Annotated in this window: 16 protein-coding genes; 8 read left to right on the top strand and 8 right to left on the bottom strand. The window is 72.0% G+C overall.

All coding sequences use genetic code 11. The annotated features are described in order from the left end of the window. Nucleotides 1–442: 442 nt before the first annotated feature. From ACFVYR_RS35865 to ACFVYR_RS35855, 3 genes are all read right to left on the bottom strand, one after another. Nucleotides 443–1,714, bottom strand: coding sequence for an NAD(P)/FAD-dependent oxidoreductase (locus tag ACFVYR_RS35865; protein ID WP_384263723.1), 1,272 nt, complete (start codon nt 1,712–1,714; stop codon nt 443–445). Further along, nucleotides 1,714–2,037, bottom strand: coding sequence for a 2Fe-2S iron-sulfur cluster-binding protein (locus ACFVYR_RS35860; protein ID WP_384263720.1), 324 nt, complete (start codon nt 2,035–2,037; stop codon nt 1,714–1,716). Before ACFVYR_RS35860 ends, ACFVYR_RS35865 begins: the two co-directional genes overlap by 1 nt. Before the next feature lie 290 nt (nt 2,038–2,327). Beyond that, entirely contained in the window at nt 2,328–3,254 is a 927-nt protein-coding gene (locus ACFVYR_RS35855; RefSeq protein ID WP_384263718.1) for a LysR family transcriptional regulator, read from the bottom strand. 201 nt (nt 3,255–3,455) lie between these two features. Here ACFVYR_RS35855 and ACFVYR_RS35850 point away from each other — a divergent pair, with 201 nt between their 5' ends. From ACFVYR_RS35850 to ACFVYR_RS35830, 5 genes are all read left to right on the top strand, one after another. Beyond that, nucleotides 3,456–4,757: a cytochrome ubiquinol oxidase subunit I gene (locus ACFVYR_RS35850; protein WP_384263715.1), complete on the top strand. Its 1,302-nt coding sequence runs from the start codon at nt 3,456–3,458 to the stop codon at nt 4,755–4,757. Between the two features lie 60 nt (nt 4,758–4,817). After that, nucleotides 4,818–5,840, top strand: a complete 1,023-nt coding sequence (gene cydB, locus ACFVYR_RS35845) for a cytochrome d ubiquinol oxidase subunit II (protein ID WP_384263712.1) — start codon at nt 4,818–4,820, stop codon at nt 5,838–5,840. Nucleotides 5,841–5,871: 31 nt separating this feature from the next. Beyond that, entirely contained in the window at nt 5,872–7,587 is a 1,716-nt protein-coding gene (cydD, locus tag ACFVYR_RS35840; protein WP_384263709.1) for a thiol reductant ABC exporter subunit CydD, read from the top strand. Next, entirely contained in the window at nt 7,584–9,341 is a 1,758-nt protein-coding gene (gene cydC / locus ACFVYR_RS35835) for a thiol reductant ABC exporter subunit CydC (protein WP_384263706.1), read from the top strand. The genes cydD and cydC overlap by 4 nt, the downstream gene beginning before the upstream one ends. A gap of 145 nt (nt 9,342–9,486) precedes the next feature. After that, entirely contained in the window at nt 9,487–10,485 is a 999-nt protein-coding gene (locus ACFVYR_RS35830; protein ID WP_384263703.1) for a TIGR03842 family LLM class F420-dependent oxidoreductase, read from the top strand. Nucleotides 10,486–10,505: 20 nt separating this feature from the next. Here the strand turns inward: ACFVYR_RS35830 and ACFVYR_RS35825 are convergent, their stop codons facing one another. Then, nucleotides 10,506–11,570 carry a biotin/lipoate A/B protein ligase family protein gene (locus tag ACFVYR_RS35825; protein WP_384263700.1) on the bottom strand — a complete coding sequence of 355 codons (1,065 nt, stop codon included), beginning with the start codon at nt 11,568–11,570 and terminating at the stop codon, nt 10,506–10,508. A 222-nt stretch (nt 11,571–11,792) separates the two neighbouring features. Here ACFVYR_RS35825 and ACFVYR_RS35820 point away from each other — a divergent pair, with 222 nt between their 5' ends. Beyond that, nucleotides 11,793–13,166, top strand: coding sequence for a cryptochrome/photolyase family protein (locus ACFVYR_RS35820; protein ID WP_384263697.1), 1,374 nt, complete (start codon nt 11,793–11,795; stop codon nt 13,164–13,166). A 37-nt stretch (nt 13,167–13,203) separates the two neighbouring features. On the opposite strand, the gene ACFVYR_RS35815 is transcribed toward ACFVYR_RS35820, so the two are convergent. Then, nucleotides 13,204–13,857: an SDR family NAD(P)-dependent oxidoreductase gene (locus tag ACFVYR_RS35815; protein WP_384263694.1), complete on the bottom strand. Its 654-nt coding sequence runs from the start codon at nt 13,855–13,857 to the stop codon at nt 13,204–13,206. Nucleotides 13,858–14,229: 372 nt separating this feature from the next. Here ACFVYR_RS35815 and ACFVYR_RS35810 point away from each other — a divergent pair, with 372 nt between their 5' ends. After that, nucleotides 14,230–15,228 carry a MerR family transcriptional regulator gene (locus ACFVYR_RS35810; RefSeq protein ID WP_384258553.1) on the top strand — a complete coding sequence of 333 codons (999 nt, stop codon included), beginning with the start codon at nt 14,230–14,232 and terminating at the stop codon, nt 15,226–15,228. A 54-nt stretch (nt 15,229–15,282) separates the two neighbouring features. On the opposite strand, the gene ACFVYR_RS35805 is transcribed toward ACFVYR_RS35810, so the two are convergent. Beyond that, nucleotides 15,283–17,676 carry a SpoIIE family protein phosphatase gene (locus ACFVYR_RS35805; protein WP_384258551.1) on the bottom strand — a complete coding sequence of 798 codons (2,394 nt, stop codon included), beginning with the start codon at nt 17,674–17,676 and terminating at the stop codon, nt 15,283–15,285. Between the two features lie 116 nt (nt 17,677–17,792). Further along, nucleotides 17,793–18,116, bottom strand: coding sequence for a hypothetical protein (locus ACFVYR_RS35800; protein ID WP_384258549.1), 324 nt, complete (start codon nt 18,114–18,116; stop codon nt 17,793–17,795). A gap of 142 nt (nt 18,117–18,258) precedes the next feature. Between ACFVYR_RS35800 and ACFVYR_RS35795 the strand changes: the two genes are divergently transcribed. Beyond that, nucleotides 18,259–19,848, top strand: a complete 1,590-nt coding sequence (locus tag ACFVYR_RS35795; RefSeq protein ID WP_384258547.1) for a hypothetical protein — start codon at nt 18,259–18,261, stop codon at nt 19,846–19,848. Here the strand turns inward: ACFVYR_RS35795 and ACFVYR_RS35790 are convergent. Further along, on the bottom strand, nt 19,845–20,471 hold the full coding sequence (locus ACFVYR_RS35790) for a dihydrofolate reductase family protein (protein WP_384258544.1): 627 nt from the start codon (nt 20,469–20,471) through the stop codon (nt 19,845–19,847). The genes ACFVYR_RS35795 and ACFVYR_RS35790 overlap by 4 nt on opposite strands. Nucleotides 20,472–20,527: the final 56 nt, after the last annotated feature.

Raw genomic sequence — 20,527 nt, 5'->3', positions numbered from 1 at the left:
TGTCGCTCCAGTCGGGTTGCTGCAGAGCCCCGCGGATACGAATCTCCCGTATAACGTCTTCCATTGACGTACTCCGATCCAGCGGTAATGTAGTGATTCTCAGGTGGTAAAACCCTCACCCGCGGCGGAATCAGACATAGCTGTCCCCTTTGTGAATGGTGTGTGAATCCAGGGGGGCGGACAGCAGTCGCCGGAAGCCCCCCGTTGACTTTGAGCGATCCTGCCTTGTTCAACGAATCAAATCAACACCGTTTCGGTGTTTCGCTAATGAACGCTATGTGGCACGCGAATTTGAGAGCGCATGCCGGTAAGCCCTCCGGGCGCAAATTCTTAAACATTCCAAGAGCGGGACTGGAAAGTTCCCGCCATAATTCATCGATGGCGGATCGGCGCGCGACGGGAATCGGAATGGAAGATTCCAGTCGCGCGCGTACGCCGTCCGTCAGAGCGGCACCGGCGCCTCCGTCCCGGCCCTGACCAGGCTCCGCAGGTGCTCCCGCAGGCTGAATCCCGGGGCCGACGCGTCCTCGGGCGTCAGGGCGGCACCCTGCGCGAGGAGCCGCCGGGCCGCGAGATGGTCGGCGGGACGGTTCACGGATTCGACCGCCTGGAGGTGTTCCCCGCGGAAGAGGAGAACCGAGAACGCGTCGGGGTCGTCGCCCAGCGCCACCGCGGTTTCGTGACCCTCGTCGAAGCCCGCGATCTGCACGGTCGTCGTGAACTGGTCGCTCCAGAACCACGGCAGTTCGTCGTAGGCGCGGACCGTTCCTGTCAGCCGCCGGGCGACCGACTGGGCGTGCCCGACGGCGTTTTGCACGGATTCGAGCCGCAGCCGGTTCCCCGAGCGCACCTGGGGGAATGCCGCGCAGTCACCGATGGCCGAGATGTGCGGGTCGCCGGTCAACAGATGGGCGTCGACGGTGATGCCGCCGTCCACCGGAAGTCCGGCCGCGGCGGCCAGCTCTGTGCGCGGGCTCACACCGACACCGACCAGGACGAGGTCGGCGGGCAGCCTGCTGCCGTCGGCAAGCTCCACCGCGCTCACGCCCGAGCGGCCGTCACCGTGCAGCGCCGCGACGCCCTGGCCGAACAGCAGCCGGGTGCCCTTGCTCCGGTGCAGCCGCGTGAAGTGCTCCGCGGTCCGCGCGGAGACCACCCGGGCGAGCGGGCGGTCGAGCGCCTCGACGACCGTCACCTCGACGCCCGCTTCCCGGGCCACGGCGGCGAATTCGAGGCCGATGAACCCGGCCCCCACCACCACGGCCCGGCGGGCCCCGGCCAGCGAGGCCCGCAGCGCGACGGCGTCCTGCGCGCTGCGCAGGGTGTGCACGCCGCGCAGCCCGGCGCCCGGCACGCCGAGCGTGCGCGGCTGGGCGCCGGTGGCCAGGACGAGATGCCCGTAGTCGTACGCGGAGCCGTCGGCGAGGCGCACCGTGCGCGCGGCCGGGTCGATCTCCGTGACGGTGCCGGCGACCAGGTCGATCGACTGGCGCACGTAGTACGTCGCGGGCCGCAGCCACAGCTGCGACTCGTCGGCCTCGCCCTTGAGGTACGCCTTGGACAGCGGCGGACGCTCGTAGGGGAGCGCGTCCTCGGCGCTGATGAGAGTGATGCGTCCCGTGTAGCCCTCCTCGCGGAGGGAGGCCGCGGTCTGGTAGCCGCCCTGGCCCGCCCCCACGACGACGACCGATTCGGGGTGGGTGCTGTCCGTCATCAGTTCTGCCGCTCGGGGAGGTGCACGATCAGGCCGTCCAGCGCCTCGCTCGACTTGAGCTGGCAGCTCAGCCGGCTGTTGGGCTTGCGCGGGCAGGCGGTGAAGTCGAGCATCTCGTCCTCCCGCTCCTTCGGCGGCTCCAGCTTGTCGAGGGTGGTCTCGTCCACGTAGACGTGGCAGGTGGCGCACTGCATGTTGCCGCCGCACTGGGCGACGATGCCGTCGATGTCGTTGAACACGGCGCCGCGCATGACGCTGGTGCCTTCCGGGACGTCGATTGCGGTCTCGTTGCCGTCGACGGCGACATACGTGATCTTGGGCATGGCGGAGCTCCTCGATGGCATCCGGACGCACGCGAGGGCGCGCCGTGGCACGGATGCCTGGCAAGTGGAAAGACGGAAGGTGGAGATGTGCTGCCCGGTGGCCGACGGGGGACACGACACCCCGGTCAACTCACCGACACCATCCGGCCGTTCGGACACGCGACGTCCTGGGCCAGGGCTCGGCAACGGGTCGGAGCGTACCAAACTAGTTCCGGCCGGACCAGGAGCGGTGGCCGGGACGCGACCCAGGGCGCGACTGGACGCGACCCAGGACGCGACCCGGGAGAGGTCTAGGGCCGGTTGCCGCGTCCGCGGCGGGGGTCGGGGAGGCGGTGGGTCATGAAGGGCCTGCTGGTGGTGAACTCGCGGAACTTCACGGCGGCGTCGGAGAGGTAGGTGTCGCGGTTCCACACCAGGGTGAGGACCCGGTGGCAGTCCGGCGCGTTCAGGTGCACCCAGGCGACCGGGACCTGGGAATCGGTTCCGGCCTGGCGGGAGATGGCCGGGATGAGCCCGATGCCGAGCCCCGCGCTGATCATGTCCTGGCTCGCGCCCGGTTCGTCGCCCTCGCAGGAGATCAGCGGCGTGAGCCCTTCGGACGCGAACAGCCGGTCGAGGAGCGTGCGTTGCCACTGGCCCGGGCGGGTGGTGACGAAGGGTTCCGCGGCGATCTCACGGATCGTCACGCTCTCCTGGCCGTCGAGCCAGTGGCCGCGCGGGACGGCGAGCAGCACCTCTTCGCGGGCCAGCTCGATCGAGTCGAGGTTCGCGCCGGTCAGCGGCTGTGAGGCGACGCAGAAGTCGACCTCCCTCGCGCGCAGCTGACGGTCCATCTCCTCCGCGTTCGACTGGTAGAGCCTGACGTCGGCGCGGGGGTAGGCGGCCCGGAAGCTGCCGAGGAGATGGGTGATCGTCAGGAGGGTCTCGGAGGCGACGCCGACCCGGCCGAACGCGGTGTCGCGGGCGTCGCTCAGCGCCCTGCGGGCGTCTTCGAGCTCGCTCAGGGCGCGGTCGACGTGGCGCAGGAAGACGGTGCCGTACTGGTTGAGCCGGATGCGGCGGCCCTGCCGGTCGAAGAGCGGGACTCCGAGCTCGCCCTCCAGGCGCGCGATGGTGCGGCTGAGCGAGGGCTGGGCGACGCGCAGCTCCTCCGCGGCGCGGCTGATGTGCTCGTAACGGGCGACGGCCTGGAAGTAGCGCAACTGCAGAAGATCCATGATCCACCTTCACTTATGCCTTCCGGGACATCATCACATGGCAAAACCGGTCTTGGAATGCATAAGGAATTCTCTCTACGGTCTTCATCGAGGTCACCGCACGGATGGCGGGCAACGGAGCCCGGCATCCGCACACGCGAAGCGGCGGCCCCACCGTCCACCGCCCACCCACAGAAACCGTCCCCCCAGGAAGGTCGCATCATGAGCGCTGCGGATCTGGCCCGACTCCAGTTCGCGGCCACGACCGGCATCCACTGGCTGTTCGTGATCCTCACCATGGGGCTCGTCCCCATCGTGGCGATCATGCACACCCGGGCCGCGTTCACCCGTGATCCCGCCCAGAGAGCAGTCCGGGAGCGTATGACCCGCTTCTGGGGTCAGCTCTACGTCATCAACTACGCGGTCGGCATCGTCACCGGCCTCGTCATGGAGTTCCAGTTCGGACTCAGCTGGAGCGGCCTGAGCAAGTTCGCGGGCAACGTCTTCGGCGCCCCGCTCGCCCTCGAGACCCTCATCGCGTTCTTCGCCGAGTCCACCTTCCTCGGCATGTGGATCTTCGGCTGGGGCCGGCTGCGCCGCGGTGTGCACGTCACGCTCATCTGGCTCGTGGCCCTGACCGCGTACGCCTCCGGGTACTGGATCCTGATCGCCAACGGCTTCATGCAGCACCCGGTCGGCTACGAGGTGCGCGACGGAGTCGCCTACCTGACCGACTTCGCGGCGCTGCTCACCAACTCCAGCGCCCTGGTCGCCCTCCTCCATCTCTCGCTCGGTGCCCTGACGACGGGCGGCTGCTTCGTCGCCGGCATCAGCGCCTACCACTTCCTGCGGCACACCGAGGAGCGGGAACTCTTCCGCACCTCCCTGAAGCTGGGCCTCTGGGTCTCGACGGTCGCCTCGTTCTTCGTCGTCGTCGTCGGCGAGATGCAGCGGCCCATCATCGAGCGCACCCAGCCCATGAAGGACGCGGTCCTGGAGAACAGCGGCGTCGCCGAGTTGCAGGCCCAGCTCGTCAAGGAGCACGGCCCCGGCAACTACGTGCCGTGGCAGGACACGATGCGGATCTCGATGGACGCCATGTCGCTCATCGGCAACACCGTGTCCACCATCACCGCCATCGCCCTGATCCTTCTGTGGAAGGACCGGCTGATGCGCTGGCGCTGGGCCTCGTGGGTCATGGTGGCAACGATCCCCTTCCCCTTCATCGCCTCCGTGGGCGGCTGGATCGTCCGCGAGGTGGGCCGCCAGCCCTGGCTCGTGTACGGCCAGTTGACGGTCGAGGACGCGCTCTCCAACGTCGGCAGGACCTCGCTGCTGCTGTCCTGCGTCCTGTTCATCGCCATCTTCGTGGCGCTGGCCGTGACCAACTGGACCCTGATCACCCGCTTCGCCCTGCGCGGCCCCGACGCCACCCAGCTCGGCGTCAACGAACCGCTCCCGGACGACGTCCCCGACGGGCCGGAGGGCAGCGCCGACGAGAAGCAGCCGGTGCCCGCCTTCTGAGCCGGAACCGCCCGGCACCCCCGCCATGAACTCCCCTGCTGTAACGGAAAGTTGAGCGAGATGAGTCTGGAGACCGTCTGGCTGGCCCTGCTGGGCCTGCTACTCGCCGGGTACTTTGTACTCGGCGGCTACGACTACGGCGCACAGATGCTGCACCCCTTCCTCGGCCGAAAGGATGAGGAGGAGAAGCGCACCAGCGGGAACGCCGCCCTCGACGCCATCGCGCCGTTCTTCCTGGGCAACGAGGTCTGGCTGGTCGCCTTCGCCGGCGTCCTGTTCGGCGCCTTCCCGCACCTGGAAGGCACCCTCCTGTCCGGCATGTACCCGCTGATCGTGGCGATCCTCGCGGGACTGGTCCTCGGCAACGCCGCGGTCCAGCTGCGCCGCCGCTCCCACAGCGCGCGGGGCCGCCGGATGTGGGACGCCCTGATCGTCGTCGGCGGCGGCGTGCCCGCCGTGTGCTGGGGCCTCGTCGTGGGCCTGCTGCTCCACGGCGTGCCCCGCCGCGCCGACGGCAGCTTCCACATCGGCCTCGGCGAGGTCTTCACGCCCTTCGTGCTGGTCTGCGGCGTCACCACCCTGCTGCTCTTCGCCGCCCACGGCGCGACCTTCGTCGCACTCCGCTCGGGCCCCGAAATCGGCGCCAAGGCACGGAAGATGGGCGCGAGCCTGATCACGGGAGCCGGTGTCGTGGGAGCGCTCGCGCTGCTCCTCACGCTCTTCGGCGAGGGCGCCTCGATGACGAACCGCGCGACCTCGGCGGTCATCACCGCCGCGTTCGTGGCGGCCCTCGCCGCGGGCTGGTGGTACCTCACCCGCGGGCACAACGTCCTCGCGTTCGTCGCCACCTGCGCCGCGACCGCGCTGCCCGTGCTGCTCCTCGGGGCGGGCCACTACCCGTACCTCCTGATCACCGGGGCCGGCGCCGGTCTGGACATCGACCACGCCATCACCGACGACGCCACGCTGAAGATCCTGAGCGGCTTCGGGGTCCTGGTGATCCCGACGATCCTCGCCTACCAGTTCTGGAGCTGGTGGGCCTTCCGGGGGCGGACGGGCCAACGTCACCCCAGCTACTTCTGACCCCCGGAAAGCGACGAGAGGGACCCCCACGATGAAGCCCGTCGAACGCCGCCTGATGCGGGAAATCCCAGTGCTGCGGCGCCATATGACGTACTCCTCGGTACTGGCCCTGGCGGGCGCCGGGCTCATCGTCACCCAGGCGGTCCTGCTCGCGACCGTCCTCGCGGACGGCTTCGCCGACCACGCGCTGCGCGTCGGGCCGCTGGCCGCGCTCGGCGCCGTCATGGCGGCGCGCGCCCTGCTGACCTGGCTCCGCGGCGTGCTCGCCCAGCGCGCCGCGGCCGACGCCAAACGCACCCTGCGCGACCGCATCACCGGACGCCTTGAGCACACCAACCCCCTGCGGCTCGCGGCCCGTCGCCACGGCGAGACCGCCACCCTGCTCACCCGGGGCCTCGACGCCCTCGACCCCTACGTCGTCGGCTACCTGCCCACGATGGCGGCCACCGCGGTCGTCCCCCTCACGGTCGTCGCCAGCGTGTGGTGGACCGACTGGACATCCGCGCTGATCATCCTCATCACCCTGCCGCTGATCCCCGTGTTCGGCGCCCTCGTCGGCATGCACACCGCCCAACGGACGGCCCGCCAATGGCGGTTGCTCTCCCGCCTCGGCGGCCACTTCCTCGACGTGGTGGCCGGACTGCCCACCCTGCGCGCGTTCGGCCGCGAACGCCACCAGACCAAGGTGGTGCGCGAGATGGCCGACGCCCACCGGCGGGCCACCATGCGCACCCTGCGCGTCGCCTTCCTCTCCTCACTGGTCCTCGAGACCGTCGCCACCCTCTCCGTGGCGCTGGTCGCCGTACCGGTCGGACTGCGGCTGCTGCACGGCGACGTCAGCCTGCACACGGCCCTGATCGTCCTCTTCCTCGCCCCCGAGGCGTACCTCCCGCTGCGCGCCATGGGCGGCGCCTTCCACGACAGCGCCGAAGGCATCGCGGTGGCCGAACGCGTCTTCACCACCCTCGACGAGGAGGACGCGGCACCGGCCCCCGCCGACCGCGCCCCCGCCCCCGACGCCCGCACCGCCCGACTGCGCCTCGACGACGTCACCGTGCAGTACCCCGACCGGGCCGCGGCCGCCCTCCACCACGTCAGCCTGACGATCGAACCCGGCGAGCACGTCGCCCTGATCGGCCCCAGCGGCGCGGGCAAGTCCACCCTGCTCTCGCTGCTCCTCGGCTTCGTCGCCCCGACCTCCGGACGAGTCACCGCCGACGGCACCGACCTCGCGGACATCGGCACCGACGACTGGTGCGCCCAGGTCGCGTGGGTGCCGCAGCGCCCGCACCTGATCGCCGCCTCCGTCGCCGAGAACATCCGCCTCGGACGCCCCGGTGCGAGCGACGCGGAGGTGCGCGAGGCGGCCCGCGCCGCGTCCGCCGACCTCTTCGTCGAGGAGCTGCCCCAGGCGTACGACACACCGCTCGGCGAGCACGGCGCCGGGCTCTCCGCGGGCCAGCGCCAGCGGATCGCCCTGGCCCGCGCCTTCCTCAAGGACGCCCCCGTCCTCCTCCTGGACGAACCGACCGCGCACCTCGACCCCGAGAGCGAGGCCGCCGTCACCCGCGCCACCGTCGCCCTCATGCGGGGCCGCACCTCGATCGTGGTGGCCCACCGTACGAGCCTGCTGCCGCACGCCGACCGGATCATCACGGTCCGGGCGGGCGGCATCCACCTCCCGCCGGCCCCCGCGCTCCCCGCCCACCCCGAACTCCCGCCCACGCAAAGGCTGGTGGCCTCATGACCACGTACACCGAAGCCGCCGCCCCCGGGCGCCCCCGCGGGCCCCGCCCCACCGTCCGCCTCCTGCACCACCTCCTGCCCTACTGGCGCAGGCTGCTGCCCGCCGCGCTCGCCGCCGCAGGCAGCGAACTCGCCGCCGCCGCCCTGATGGCCACCGCCGCCTGGCTGATCACCCGCGCCGCCGAACAGCCGCCGATCGCCGCGGTGAGCGTCGCGATCGTCGCCGTACGCGCGCTCGCCCTGGGACGCGGCGCACTGCGCTACATCGACCGGCTCCTCGGCCACGACGGCGTGCTGCGGGCCGTGGCCGGCTTCCGCGCCCGGGTGTACGAATCGCTCGTGCCGCTCGCCCCGGCCGGCACCCCCGCCTTCCGCAGCGGCGACCTGCTGACCCGGCTCGTCGACGACGTCGACGCCGCCCAGGACCTGCTGCTTCGGGTGATGATCCCGGCCACGGCGGCGTTCGTGGTCGCCGCGACCGCCACCGGCATGGTCGTGGTGCTGCTGCCGGGGGCCGGAGTGCTGCTCGGTGTCCTGCTCGCCGTGGCGGGACTCCTCGTGCCCGCCCTCGTCCTCGCGCTGTCCCGGCGCGCGGGCCGCGCGGAGAAGGCGGCGCGCGCCGAACTCTCCGCCGTCACCGTCGACTTGACCCAGGGGGCCGCCGACCTCGCCGCGTACGGCGCCCGCGGCCGCGTCCACGACCGGGCGCGCGACGTCGCGGCCCGGATCGCCCGCCTCGAACGCCACAAGGCGCTGACCACCTCGCTCGCCCAGGCCGTGGTGCTCGTACTCCAAGGCGCGGCGACGGTCGGCGTCACCTGGCTCGCGCTGCGCGCCCACGCATCGGGCGACCTGCCCGCCGTGCAGCTCACCGTCCTCGCGGTGCTCGCCCTCGTCTCCTTCGAGGCGCTCGCGCCGCTGCCCGCGGCGGCGCGCCGCTTCGCCGAGGTGCGCGCCTCCGCGCAGCGCCTCGCCGACCTCTTCGACACCCCCGCGCCGGTCGCCGACCCCGCCGACCCGGCCCCGCTGCCCGCCGAAGGGCCGCTCGACGTGGTCATCAGCGACCTGCGGGTGCGCCACACCGCCGGCGGGCCCCCGGCCGTCGACGGGGTGAACCTGCGGGTGCCGAGCGGCCACCGCGTCGTGCTCCTGGGCCCCAGCGGGTCCGGCAAGTCGACGCTGATTGCGGCGCTGATGCGGTTCGTCCCGTACGAAGCGGGCAGCATCCGCGTCGGCGGGCGCGAACTGAGCGGCTGCGCGGGCGCCGACGCCCGCCGCGCGATCACCGGCATGACCCAGGACGCGCACGTCTTCCACGCGAGCATCCGCGCCAACCTGGTCCTCGCCCGCCCCGACGCCACCGACGCGGAGCTGCGCGACGCGGCCCGCAGGGCGCGCATCCTGGACTGGATCGAGTCGCTGCCGGGCGGCTGGGAGACGGTACTCGGCGGGGACGGCGCCACGGTCTCCGGCGGTCAGCGCCAACGCCTGCTCCTCGCCCGCGCGTTGCTCGCCGACCCGCCCGTCCTCGTCCTGGACGAACCCACCGAGGGCCTCGACCCGGACACCGCGGCCGCGGTGCTCGCCGACATCCTCGACGCCACCCGCGGCCGTACCACGCTCCTGGTCACGCACGAACGGGCGGGCCTCGCCGCCGCCGACCGGATCCTCACCCTGGACGAGGGCCGGATCCGTTCCATCAGCCACGAGGACCTCGACGGCGTGCCGGGCGCCCTGCCCGCCATGGCGCTCTGACGGCGCCGCCCGACGGCCGTCGTGTCCCTCTTGCCAAGCTCCGGCCGGAAGCCGAGGATTGTCCCTTCCCGGACGGCTCCCGGCTCCCTCGGGCGGCTTCCCGGGTGTCATTCGACCTGCGTGACGTGCGTGAGGAGTCGGGGCAATGGATTTCGGACTCGTACTGCAGACCGACCCGCCCGCCTCGGAGGTCGTCGGCCTCATGAGGCGCGCGGAGCGGGGCGGCTTCCGCTACGGCTGGACCTTCGACTCGTCCGTCCTGTGGCAGGAGCCGTTCGTCATCTACAGCCGCATCCTGGAGCACACGACGCGACTGACCGTCGGCCCCATGGTCACCAACCCGGGCACCAGGACCTGGGAGGTCACGGCCTCCACCTTCGCCACGCTCAACGACATGTACGGCAACCGCACCGTGTGCGGCATCGGGCGCGGTGACTCCGCGATGCGCGTCGCCGGGCGCAAGCCCAACACCCTGGCCAGGCTCGGCGAGTCGATCGACGTCATCCGTGACCTCGCCGAGGGCCGCGAGGCCGACGTCGGCGGGCAGACCCTGCGGCTGCCGTGGGTGCGAAACGGCAGGCTGCCGGTGTGGATGGCGGCGTACGGCCCGAAGGCGCTCGCGCTCGCCGGGCAGAAGGCCGACGGGTTCATCCTGCAGCTCGCCGACCCGTATCTGACGCGGTGGATGGTCAGGGCCGTACGGGACGCGGCGGCCGGTGCCGGGCGCGATCCGGCGGACGTCAAGATCTGCGTGGCCGCGCCCGCCTACGTCGGCGACGACCTCGCGCACGCCCGCGAGCAGTGCCGGTGGTTCGGCGGCATGGTCGGCAACCACGTCGCCGACCTGGTCGCCAGGTACGGCGAGCACTCCTCGATGGTGCCCGAGGCCCTCACCGCGTACATCAAGGCGCGCGAGGGCTACGACTACAGCCACCACGGCCGCACCGGCAACCCCGACACCGCCTTCGTGCCCGACGGGATCGTCGACCGGTTCTGCCTCCTCGGACCCGTCGAGGCGCACCTCGAACGGCTGCGGGAACTCAAGGAGTTGGGCGTCGACCAGTTCGCGGTGTACGCGATGCACGACGCGCGCGAGGAGGTCATCGACGCGTACGCGGAGTCGGTCGTCCCGGTCATGACCTGACCACCCGGCCCGCGCGTCGACTACGGCACGCGCGCAGTCCACTCGGGGGTCGTGAACTTGGTGCGCAGGAGATCCTCGGCGCGCGCCAGCTCCTCGTCACTCACCCTGCCCTCAGCGAGTCCGTAGCGGGAGCGGAAGGAGTCGATCATGCGCTCGATCACCGTCTCGCGGGGAAGACCGGTCTGGCGGCGCAGCGGATCGACGCGCTTCTTGGCGCTCCGCGTGCCCTTGTCGGACAGCTTCTCCTTGCCGATGCGCAGCACGTCGAGCATCTTGTCCGCGTCGATGTCGTACGACATCGTCACGTGGTGCAGCACGGCGCCCGCCCCGCCGCCCACCGCCACCATGCGCTTCTGCGCGGCGCCCGCGATCTTCCCCGCGTCCGTCGCGATGTCGTTGAGCGGCTGGTACCACGCCTTGATGCCCATGTCGGCGAGAGCGCCGAGCACCCAGTCGTCCAGATAGGCGTAGCTGTCCTGGAAGGAGAGCCCCTGGACGAGGGCGTCAGGGACGGACAGGGAGTACGTGATGGTGTTGCCCGGCTCCACGAACATCGCGCCGCCGCCGGAGATCCTGCGCACCACCTCGACGCCGTGCCGGGCGGCGCCCTCCGCGTCGACCTCGTTGGACAGCGACTGGAAGCTGCCGATGATCACCGAAGGCGAGGCCCACTCCCAGACGCGCAGGGTCGGCGGGCGCCGGCCCGCCGCGACCTCCTGGGTCAGCACCTCGTCGAGCGCCATGTGCAGCGCGGGCGGCTGCGGCCCCTCGTGGACCAGCTGCCAGTCGTAGTCGGTCCAGTCCGTCGCGTGGGCCAGGGCGCGGCGGACGGCGACGCCGATGCCGTCCGAGGTCAGGCCGTACATGACGGTGCCCTCGGGGAGCGCGGCGTCGATGCGGGCGGCGAGACCCGCGGCGTCCGTGTCGGAGGGCGCGCCGTCCAGCGCGCCGTTGATCGCGTCGAGCGCCTCGTCGGGTTCGAGGAAGAAGTCACCGGCCACGCGCGTGTTCCGCAGTGCGCCGCCCTCGACGTCCAGATCGACCACGACGAGCTTGCCGCCGGGGACCTTGTACTCACCGTGCACGTGCTTCCTCCATGCCCGAGGGGCGCAACCGCCCTCGGCTCACTGTTCCGAATCGTCCCCCCACGCTAACCGAGTAGGGGAATGTCCCTTTCCGCGCGCCATATGAGGGCAACACGCGCCGCACGGCGCGGCCCCGGAGCCGGTCCGGCGGAGAGTGGGGACAGCGGTCGGCACCGGCACCGCGCCACGTGCCCGAGGCACTCGTCCACTGGAGCCCACCCCATGCGCATCTCCGTCGTCCTGTTCACCTCCGACCTGCGGGTGCACGACCACCCGCCGCTGCGCGCCGCCGTCAAGCGCGCGGACGCCGTGGTGCCGCTCTTCGTCCTCGACCGGACCATCGGCGGCCTCGGCGGCTCGGGCCCCAACCGCGAGGCGTTCCTCGCCGACTGCCTGACCGACCTCGACCGGCGGCTGCGGGACCGCGGCGGCCGGCTCGTCGTGCGCGCCGGTGACCCCGTCGACGAGGTGCGGGCCGTCGTCCGGGCGACGGACGCCGACGAGGTGCACATGGCGGCCGGAGTCAGCCGGTACGCGCACACCCGCGAGAAGCGGCTGCGCGCGGCACTGGAAGCGGACGGGAAACACCTGCACGTCCACGACGCCGTGATCACCGCGGTCGAGCCCGGCGCCGTCACCCCCGCGGGCTCCGGCCACTTCGCCGTCTTCACCCCCTACTACCGCCGCTGGTCGGCGCAGGGCGTGCGGGCCGTCCTCGCCGCCCCGCGCACCGTGCGCGTACCGGACGACGTCCGCTCCGACCCCCTGCCCGCCAGGGACCGGGTGAAGGGGCTCTCGCCGGGGCTCGCCGAGGGCGGTGAGAGCGCCGGCCGCGCGCGGTGGAAGGCGTGGCTGCGCGACGGCATCGACAGGTACGACAAGACCCACGACGACCTGGCGGGCGACGCCACGTCCAGGCTCTCGCCGCATCTGCACTTCGGCACGCTGTCCGGCGCCGAACTCGTCCGCGACGCGGGCAGGCGGACGTCCCGGGGCGCCGAGGACTTCGTCCGGCAACTGTGCTGGCGCGACTTCCACCACCAGGTGCTCGCCGCGCGCCCCGACGCGGCCACCGCCGACTACCGCACGCGCGGCGACCGCTGGCGCTCCGAGGAGTCGGCGCGCGAGGACATCGCCGCGTGGCAGGAGGGACGCACCGGGTACCCGATCGTCGACGCGGCGATGCGCCAGCTGCTGCACGAGGGCTGGATGCACAACCGCGGCAGACTGCTGACCGCGAGCTTCCTGGCCAAGACGCTCTACGTCGACTGGCGGGTCGGCGCCCGCCACTTCCGGCGGCTCCTGGTCGACGGCGACCTCGCCAACAACCAGCTCAACTGGCAGTGGGTGGCGGGAACCGGCACGGACAGCCGCCCCAACCGGGTGCTCAACCCCGTGCTCCAGGCCAAGCGCTACGACCCGGACGGAGCGTACGTACGCCGCTGGGTGCCGGAACTCGGCGAGCTGCGCGGCCCGGCGGTCCACGAACCGTGGAAGCTGCGGGCGGCGGAGCGGGCGCGCTACGACTACCCCGAGCCGCTCGTCGAACTGGCCGACGGACTCAGCCGCTTCAAGCAGGCCAGGGGTATCGCATGACGACGCCTCTCAAGGGCAAGCCCTCAAAGACAGGCCCTCAGGCCGAGGCGATCCTGTCCACCAGGGACAGCGCCGTCGACAGCGCGTCGGTGCCCGGCGACAGCGCGGGCGGACTGCCGATGAGCGGCCGTTCGGTGAAGCCGGTGTCCAGATGCGGTGCGCGGAAGTCGTGGACCGCGACGGCGCGCGGCGCGAGTTCCTCCGCGAGCACGCCGAGCCAGCCGCTCAACGCCGCCTTGGAGGCGGTGTAGTCCGCGCTGCCCGCGAGGCGTCCGGCGCGGTCGAACCCGGTGACCGCAAGCAGGAACCCCTTGTCCGCCGTCACCGGAGCCGCGCCCCGCAGGACCGCCATGGGACAGAGCGCGTTCACCGTGAGCAGGTGCCCGGCCGCCGCGTTCGACACGTCCTCGACGGCGCCGAAACCCGCGGCCCCCACCGTCACGAGGACCCCGTCGAGCCGCGGGAACAACCGCGCAGCCCACGGCCCCAGCGCGGTGCACTGGTCCAGGTCGCACGCCTCGAAGCTCCGGGCGGGTACGTCGCCGAGGTCCTGGGCGAGAGCGGCGAGCCGCACCGGGTTGCGGCCCGCGAGCGCCACCCGCGCGCCGCGCTCCGCCAAGGCGCAGGCGGTGAGGCCGCCGAGGACGCCGGTGGCACCGACCACCAGGACGTTCGCGCCCGTGATTTCCATAGTTCTGCCTCCAAGGCTCCAAGAGTTGCCCAACACCGGGTACTCCGGACCGGACGGGCGTCCCGGGCCGTCCCGCGACGCGCGCAGCCCGCGCCGAGCGCGTACTCCTCGTCCGGAGGCCGAAGTCGCCCCGAGAGCCTGTCTTTGAACCCCCGCCTGCACAGCGACGCCCGGCACGCGCCCTCGGCGCACGGAGTTCCAGGACAGGTGGCTCCGCCACATGACCTGGAACTCCGCACACCGATCGCACGCACCGAACGCCGCTGCGCCCGCGCTTCGCGCGGACGACGGGGGTTCAAAGACAGGCTCTCAGACTGGTGACAGTCCCCGAAGACGACAACTCGCAGCGCTTGTGCGTCGTATCGTCGCGGGATGGGCGCTACAGGGCAGCCGGACCCCTCCCGGCGGAGCACGGACGAACCCGCACTGACCACGGGGTCCGTCGCCCGCAGACTGGGCGTCGCGCCGACCACGCTGCGCTCCTGGGAGCGGCGGTACGGCATCGGGCCCGCCCACCGCCGCGAGCAGGGCCGGCACCGCCGCTGGAGCGCCGGGGACGTGGGCCGCGTGGAGGAGATGTGCCGGCTGACCGCGCTCGGCGTACCGCCGGCGGAGGCCGCGCGGCTGGCCCTGCGGGAAGCCGGGGCCGAGGTGCCGCGGCCCCGACGCGGGAGCGACCCCGGCGAACTCTCCCTCGGTACCGTCCGTCAGGAGTGCCGCGGCCTCGCCAGGGCGGCGGTGCGGCTCGACGCGCCCGCCGTCGACGCGCAGCTGCGGACCACGGTGACCGCGTACGGCTTCACCAAGGGGTGGGAGGAGGTCATGGCCCCCGCCCTGCACGCCATCGGCCGCAAATGGGCGTCCTGCGGCGAGCGGTACGTGGAGGTCGAGCATCTGCTCTCCTGGCACGTCTCCTGTGTCCTGCGCCGCGTCCCGGACCTCGAGGACACCGCCGCGGCCGACGCCCCGCCGCTCACGACGGTGCCCCTCGCGCCGGTGCTGCTCACCTGCGTACCCGGGGAGCAGCACACCCTCGCGCTGGAGGCCCTCACCGCGGTCCTCGGCGAACGGGGCCTGCCCACCAGGATGTTCGGCGCCGCCCTCCCCGCGGAGGCGCTGTACGAGGCGGTGCGGCGCATCGGCCCCTCGGCCGTGGTGCTCTGGGCGCACTCGCGCAACACCGCCGACCGCGCGCTGGTGCACCTCGTCGCGGAGGCGGAGTGGGGCGTGCGGGGCGCGCGTACGCATCCCACCGTGCTTGTCGCGGGGCCGGGCTGGTCGACGGGGGCTGGGGCGTACGCGCCGGGGGTCGAGCGGCTGACCGGGCTGCGGCCGGCGGCGGACCGGATCGAGTCGTTGTTCGCGGCGTGAGCGGCGTGAGCGGCGTGAGCGGCGGGCGGGGGCGTTGGGATGCGTACGGGCGGCTCAGACCGTCGTGGGGAAGGCCTGCTCGGTCCAGATGGTCTTGCCGGAGGGCGTGTAGCGCGTGCCCCATCTCTGGACGAGCTGCGCGACGATGAACAGGCCGCGCCCGCCCTCGTCGTCCTCGCCGCTGTGGCGCAGGTGCGGTGAGGTGTGGCCCGTGTCGGCGACCTCGCACAGCAGGGTGCGGTCCCGGATGAGGCGTACCTGGATCGGACCGTCCGCGTACCTGACCGCGTTGGTCACCAGCTCGCTGACGACGAGCTCGGTCGTGAACGACAGCTCTTCGAGGCCCCACCGGTGCAGCTGCCGGGTGGCCAGGTCCCGGGCACGGCCTGCGGCGACCGGTTCCGCGGACACCTCCCACTCGGCGACCTGCGCGGTGTCGAGTTCGCGGGTGCGGACGAGCAGCAGGGCCGTGTCGTCCGCCGTCGAGCCGCCCGGCAGGAGTTCCGCGACGGCCCGGTCGCACAGTTCCTCCAGGGACGCGTGCCGGTCGCTGAGCACCCGTCCGATGGTGTCGAGCCCGTGGTCGATGTCCCGGTCCCGGGCCTCGACCAGGCCGTCGGTGAAGAGAGCCAGCAGGCTGCCCACCGGCAGCTCGATCTCCAGGGACTCGAACGGCAGGCCGCCGAGGCCCAGCGGCGGGCCGGCCGGCAGGTCGGGGAAGGACACCTGCCCGTCCGGATCGACGACCGCCGGCGGCAGATGCCCGGCCCTGGCCATGACGCAGCGCCGCGAGACCGGGTCGTAGACCGCGTAGAGACAGGTCGCCCCGGTGGTCACATCGGTGTACGCACCGTCGGAGGCCCCCCGCTCGCCGCCCTGCTCCTCCGCCGACTGCCCCACCAGATCGTCGAGCCGCGACAGCAGCTCGACGGGGTCCATGTCCATCTGGGCGAACGCGCGCACGGTCGTACGCAGCCGACCCATGGTCGCGGCCGCCTGCAACCCGTGGCCGACCACGTCCCCGACCACGAGCCCGACCCGGGTCCCGGACAGCGGAATGACGTCGAACCAGTCACCGCCGACCCCCGTCACGTCGTCCGTGGGCAGGTAGCGGTAGGCCAGATCGACCGCCGACTGCTCGGGCAGCCGCTGCGGCAGCAACTGGCGCTGGAGGGCGAGGGAGGCGGTGCGCTCGCGGGTGAAGCGGCGCGCGTTGTCGATGGACACGGCCGTCCGGGCGACCAACTCGTCGGCCAGCGCCACCTCACCGCTGTCGAACGTGGCGGCCGGCGCCTCGCGGAGGAAGGTGACGAGCCCCAGCACGCTGTTCCCTGCCCGCAACGGCACGACGAGGACGGTGTCGTCGAGCACGAGCCCGCCGGAGGAGAGACAGCGGTCCTGCGGGGTCCCGGGTGGATAGGCGATGGGGCTGTGGCGAGGAGGGCGCAGGACCTCGGCGTCTTCCGTCTCCTTCGCCGGGCAGCGGGCGACCCGCACCAGCGACATCGCCGCCGCGCCGCTGGTGGCCGGTGCCTCGCCATCGAGGACCGGCTTCGCGAGGTCGACCGTGACCGTGGTGGCGAACTCCGGTACGGCCACCTCGGTGATCTTCTCGGCGGTGGCCAGCACGTCGAGGGCGGTCCCGATGCCGCGGCCCGCCTCGACGAGCAGGGCGAGCCGCCGCTGTGCCCGGTAGCGGTCGGTGATGTCGAAGGCGTCCTCGCACACTCCGAACACGTTCCCGTCGGCGTCCTGCAGCCGGTAGTAGGCACAGGACCAGAGGTGGTCCGTCTCCGGGTCGCTGGGCGGGCGTCCCTGGAAGTGCAGGTCCAGGAAGGGCTCGCCGGTGTCCAGGACATGACGCATGACGGCGTCGAGAGTGGGCGGGTGCCCCCTGGTCACGAACTTCCCCTCCGAGTACAGCTCATCGGCCCGAGCACCGCGGAACTCGGCGAGTGGCCGCCCCATGTCCCGCTCGTACGCCGTGTTGCACCAGGTCAGGCAGAGGTCGGTGTCGTAGATGGCGAGGCCGACGGGGGACTGGGTGGCAAGGCCGTGCAACAGGGACTGCCGGGACTCCCACAACCGGAGATCCGCCAGCTCAGTGATGACGAGGACGCGCAGCGTCGAGCCGTCGTCCCTCCCTCGCAGGGCGCAGACCGCCATGGCGACGATCAGCTCGCGTCCGTCCCGGTGCCGGGCCACGCGGATCTCGTCACCGCAGGACCCGGGGGAGAGGGGGCGGAGGGCGGGCGTCGTGCCGGGTGACGACAGGAACGTGGTCAGGGGCCGGCCGACGATCTCCAGGAGCCGATGGCCGAGGAGCCGCTCCGCCGCGTCGCTCCACCCGATGACGGTGTCCCGGGCGTCGACGACCGCCGTGGCCGCCCTGGTGACGTCGAGGGGCCCACGAAAGTCGGTGCTCTGCTCCGCGTTCCATGCAGTCATGCCGCCACATCAGCCTCGTTCATTGCTCCAGAATCCGCCGTCCCCGAAAGGGGCACAACTGCGGTACGCCCGATCACCCCTGATCCACCCCGTAAGCCCCTCCCGGACCGTGCGGCTCAGGCGGCCCCGGCCGTCGCCTCCTCGTCCAGGCGCCGCAGGCAGTCCTCCCACCGCCGGCGCCGCTCGGCGAGGGACTGCTCCCACCAGGCCGTGCCCCGTTCCCCCAGCCCCGTCTTGGCGAGCTGCACACGCGCCCGGGCGGCCCCCCGCGCCTCCGCGTCGTCACCCGCGGCGGCAACGGCCCTGCGGGCCGCCATCAGATGGCGGACCAGCCGCTCTCTCACGTCGTCGGGCACACGGGGATCGGTGGCCCGCCACCGCCGCCCCTTGACGACGATGAAGTGACCGTCCTCGGTGTACTGCACGTTCTCTGCCGCCACGAAGCCATGATGCGGTGCGGAAACGGCTGCGGCGCGGCAGCGCGACGGAACCGAATTGAGGCACGCAGTCGCGCAACCCTGCACCCCCCTCGCAGGTCAAACGCTCGTACGTATGGCAAAACCCGATGGGGGAGTTCACGTCTTGAAGAAGTACACGGCAGCGCTGGCCACGAGCATGGCGGTCTGCGCTGCCGCACTGGTCGCCGCGCCCGCGGCGCACGCGGGTGGCGGCAGTGCGAAGAGCCGGACGGAAACCGTGGTGGAAGGGGGCAAGGTCTACGCCCTCTATGAGCACATGTCCTCGCGCTTCCGCCCGGAGGACGTCACGCTCAGGATTCACGCGAAGAACGACAGCAGGGTCCTCGCCGATGTCCGCCTCGACGGCACCGAGGCATGTCCCGACACGGAGGACTGCTACGAGGACACCTTCAGGTCCGAGCCGGTCACCCTGCCCTCCATGGGCGCCTACGTGATCGACGTCGTGGCGAGGGAGGGGCAGCCGGACGAGGTCGTCGAGCCGTCGACCGGCTATCTCAACTACGGTCTCAACCCCAAGCTGACCCTCACCAGCAGCCGCCCGTGGATCTCCTACGACAACGCCGACCTCACGGTCTCCGGGTCCGTGGTGGCCGAGGACCCCCGGACCCACGAGGTGAAGCCGTTCGCCGGAGTGGGCCTGTACTACCGCGCCCGCGAGGCCCACGGCGAGGGATGGGTGTGGACGGACGAGGCGGGGCGCTTCACGTCCTCCCAGCACTTCGACGAGTACAGCACCGCCACCACCTACGAGTACATGTTCGACCAGCAGTACGAGTCGCTGACCCTGCCCTTCCGCAAGCAGCCGCTGAAGCTCACGGTGGACACCCCCACCGGCACGGTCACCGCCCCGTACGGCAGCGACATCCCCGTCCGCGGCAAGCTCACCCGTATCGCGGACGACGGCACCGAGAAGCCGCTGGCCGCCGAGGTGCGGATCGGTGACGGGACCGTCGTGAGCGGTGCGAACGGCGCCTTCTCCACGGCGTACACCGTCAAGCAGGGCGGGCAGGTGAGCGTCCTGCCGACCGCGTCGAACTGGTTCACGGCACCGGCCCCGCACTCCTTCACGCTGGCCACGCCCCCTCGGACGAGCGCGTTGTCGAACGTCAAGGCCGGGGTGAGCAAGTACCGCAAGGTCACCTTCACCGGAAAGCTCGGTGTCACGCAGGGCTCGTACCCGGCGGGGACCAAGGCGAAGGTGTCCATCGACCGCCGTTCCGCGGGCGGGACCTGGTCGAGCACCGGCACCTTCGACGCCGCGTACGGCGCGACCTTCACGGCGTCCTCGCCGAAGAAGGGGGATGCGGGTGCCCAGTGGCGGCTCCGCCTCGTGAACGCGGGCGTGAACGGCGCGGGCTTCGACCTCGGCCGCACGTACACCAAGATCTGGAACGACGGTGTCTCGCCCGAGGGCGTGCGCAAGGGGGCGACGCTCACGGCCAAGGGCGGCCTGATGCGGAAGGCGGGGTCCACCTGGCGGCCGTACGGCGGCCAGAAGATCCGCGTCTGGTTCAAGGCCGCGACGGCCGGCTCCGCGTGGCAGGAACTGGGCAGCACCAAGACGCTGACCGACGGCACGTTCAGCAAGAAGTTCACCGCGCAGCGCGACGGCACCTGGCAGATGCGCTACACCGACACGACCGCCTCCTCCTACGCGGACTACGGAAGCGAGGACTACGTCGACGTCCGCTAGCCCCTCGGATGCCGGGGCGGCGATGAGGTCCTGGAGCGCGCCACGCGGTAGCGGAGGTAGACGACCTGCGTGTTGAAGGTACGGGTCTCGACGAGTTCGAGATCCGTCCGGCGCTCGCGCCGGGGAAAGAGCGAAACGCCGCCGCCGACCAGCGTCGGGTAGACCCTGATCCGGTACTCGTCGATCAGCCCCAGCGCGGCCGCCTCGGCGGCGAGCGTCGCGCCGCCGATCGCGATGTCGCCGTCCCCGGGCTCCGCCCGAAGCCGTTCGATCTCCGCTGCCAGGCCGTCGGAGGCCAGGCGGGCATTGCCCCGCACCTCCGACAGCGTGGTGGAGAACACCACCTTGGGGAGCGCCTTCCAGAGCGCGGCGAAGCCGAGCAGGTCCTGGTCGGCGTTCTCCCAGTCCAGTGCGGCGGTGGGCGCCGGGTCCCGGTCGGCGGTCTCCCAGTACAGCATCGTCTCGTACAGCCGTCGCCCCAGCAGGTGGACGCCGAGTGCACGCACCTCGTCGCTCGCGAAGCGGAAGACCTCCTTGCCGGGCGCTGTCCAGTCGAAACGACCGTCCGGTCCGACGATGTAGCCGTCCAGTGAAACGCTCATCGAACAGGTCACGCTGCGCATCAGAAGTCCTCCTCGGGGACCAAGGGGTGCGGGGTGATCGATAGCCTCCTGGGAAG

Source organism: Streptomyces sp. NPDC058284 (assembly GCF_042881135.1).
Lineage (GTDB): Bacteria > Actinomycetota > Actinomycetes > Streptomycetales > Streptomycetaceae > Streptomyces.
Note: the sequence above shows the minus strand (reverse complement) of the source record. Positions and strands in the feature narration are given on the sequence as shown.

What these genes read in the sequence shown, in the direction of transcription:
- ACFVYR_RS35865 (WP_384263723.1), bottom strand. Translation starts at nt 1,714, where the DNA reads ATGACGGACAGCACCCACCCCGAATCGGTCGTCGTCGTGGGGGCGGGC.
- ACFVYR_RS35860 (WP_384263720.1), bottom strand. Translation starts at nt 2,037, where the DNA reads ATGCCCAAGATCACGTATGTCGCCGTCGACGGCAACGAGACCGCAATC.
- ACFVYR_RS35855 (WP_384263718.1), bottom strand. Translation starts at nt 3,254, where the DNA reads ATGGATCTTCTGCAGTTGCGCTACTTCCAGGCCGTCGCCCGTTACGAG.
- ACFVYR_RS35850 (WP_384263715.1), top strand. Translation starts at nt 3,456, where the DNA reads ATGAGCGCTGCGGATCTGGCCCGACTCCAGTTCGCGGCCACGACCGGC.
- cydB (WP_384263712.1), top strand. Translation starts at nt 4,818, where the DNA reads ATGAGTCTGGAGACCGTCTGGCTGGCCCTGCTGGGCCTGCTACTCGCC.
- cydD (WP_384263709.1), top strand. Translation starts at nt 5,872, where the DNA reads ATGAAGCCCGTCGAACGCCGCCTGATGCGGGAAATCCCAGTGCTGCGG.
- cydC (WP_384263706.1), top strand. Translation starts at nt 7,584, where the DNA reads ATGACCACGTACACCGAAGCCGCCGCCCCCGGGCGCCCCCGCGGGCCC.
- ACFVYR_RS35830 (WP_384263703.1), top strand. Translation starts at nt 9,487, where the DNA reads ATGGATTTCGGACTCGTACTGCAGACCGACCCGCCCGCCTCGGAGGTC.
- ACFVYR_RS35820 (WP_384263697.1), top strand. Translation starts at nt 11,793, where the DNA reads ATGCGCATCTCCGTCGTCCTGTTCACCTCCGACCTGCGGGTGCACGAC.
- ACFVYR_RS35815 (WP_384263694.1), bottom strand. Translation starts at nt 13,857, where the DNA reads ATGGAAATCACGGGCGCGAACGTCCTGGTGGTCGGTGCCACCGGCGTC.
- ACFVYR_RS35810 (WP_384258553.1), top strand. Translation starts at nt 14,230, where the DNA reads ATGGGCGCTACAGGGCAGCCGGACCCCTCCCGGCGGAGCACGGACGAA.
- ACFVYR_RS35805 (WP_384258551.1), bottom strand. Translation starts at nt 17,676, where the DNA reads ATGACTGCATGGAACGCGGAGCAGAGCACCGACTTTCGTGGGCCCCTC.
- ACFVYR_RS35790 (WP_384258544.1), bottom strand. Translation starts at nt 20,471, where the DNA reads ATGCGCAGCGTGACCTGTTCGATGAGCGTTTCACTGGACGGCTACATC.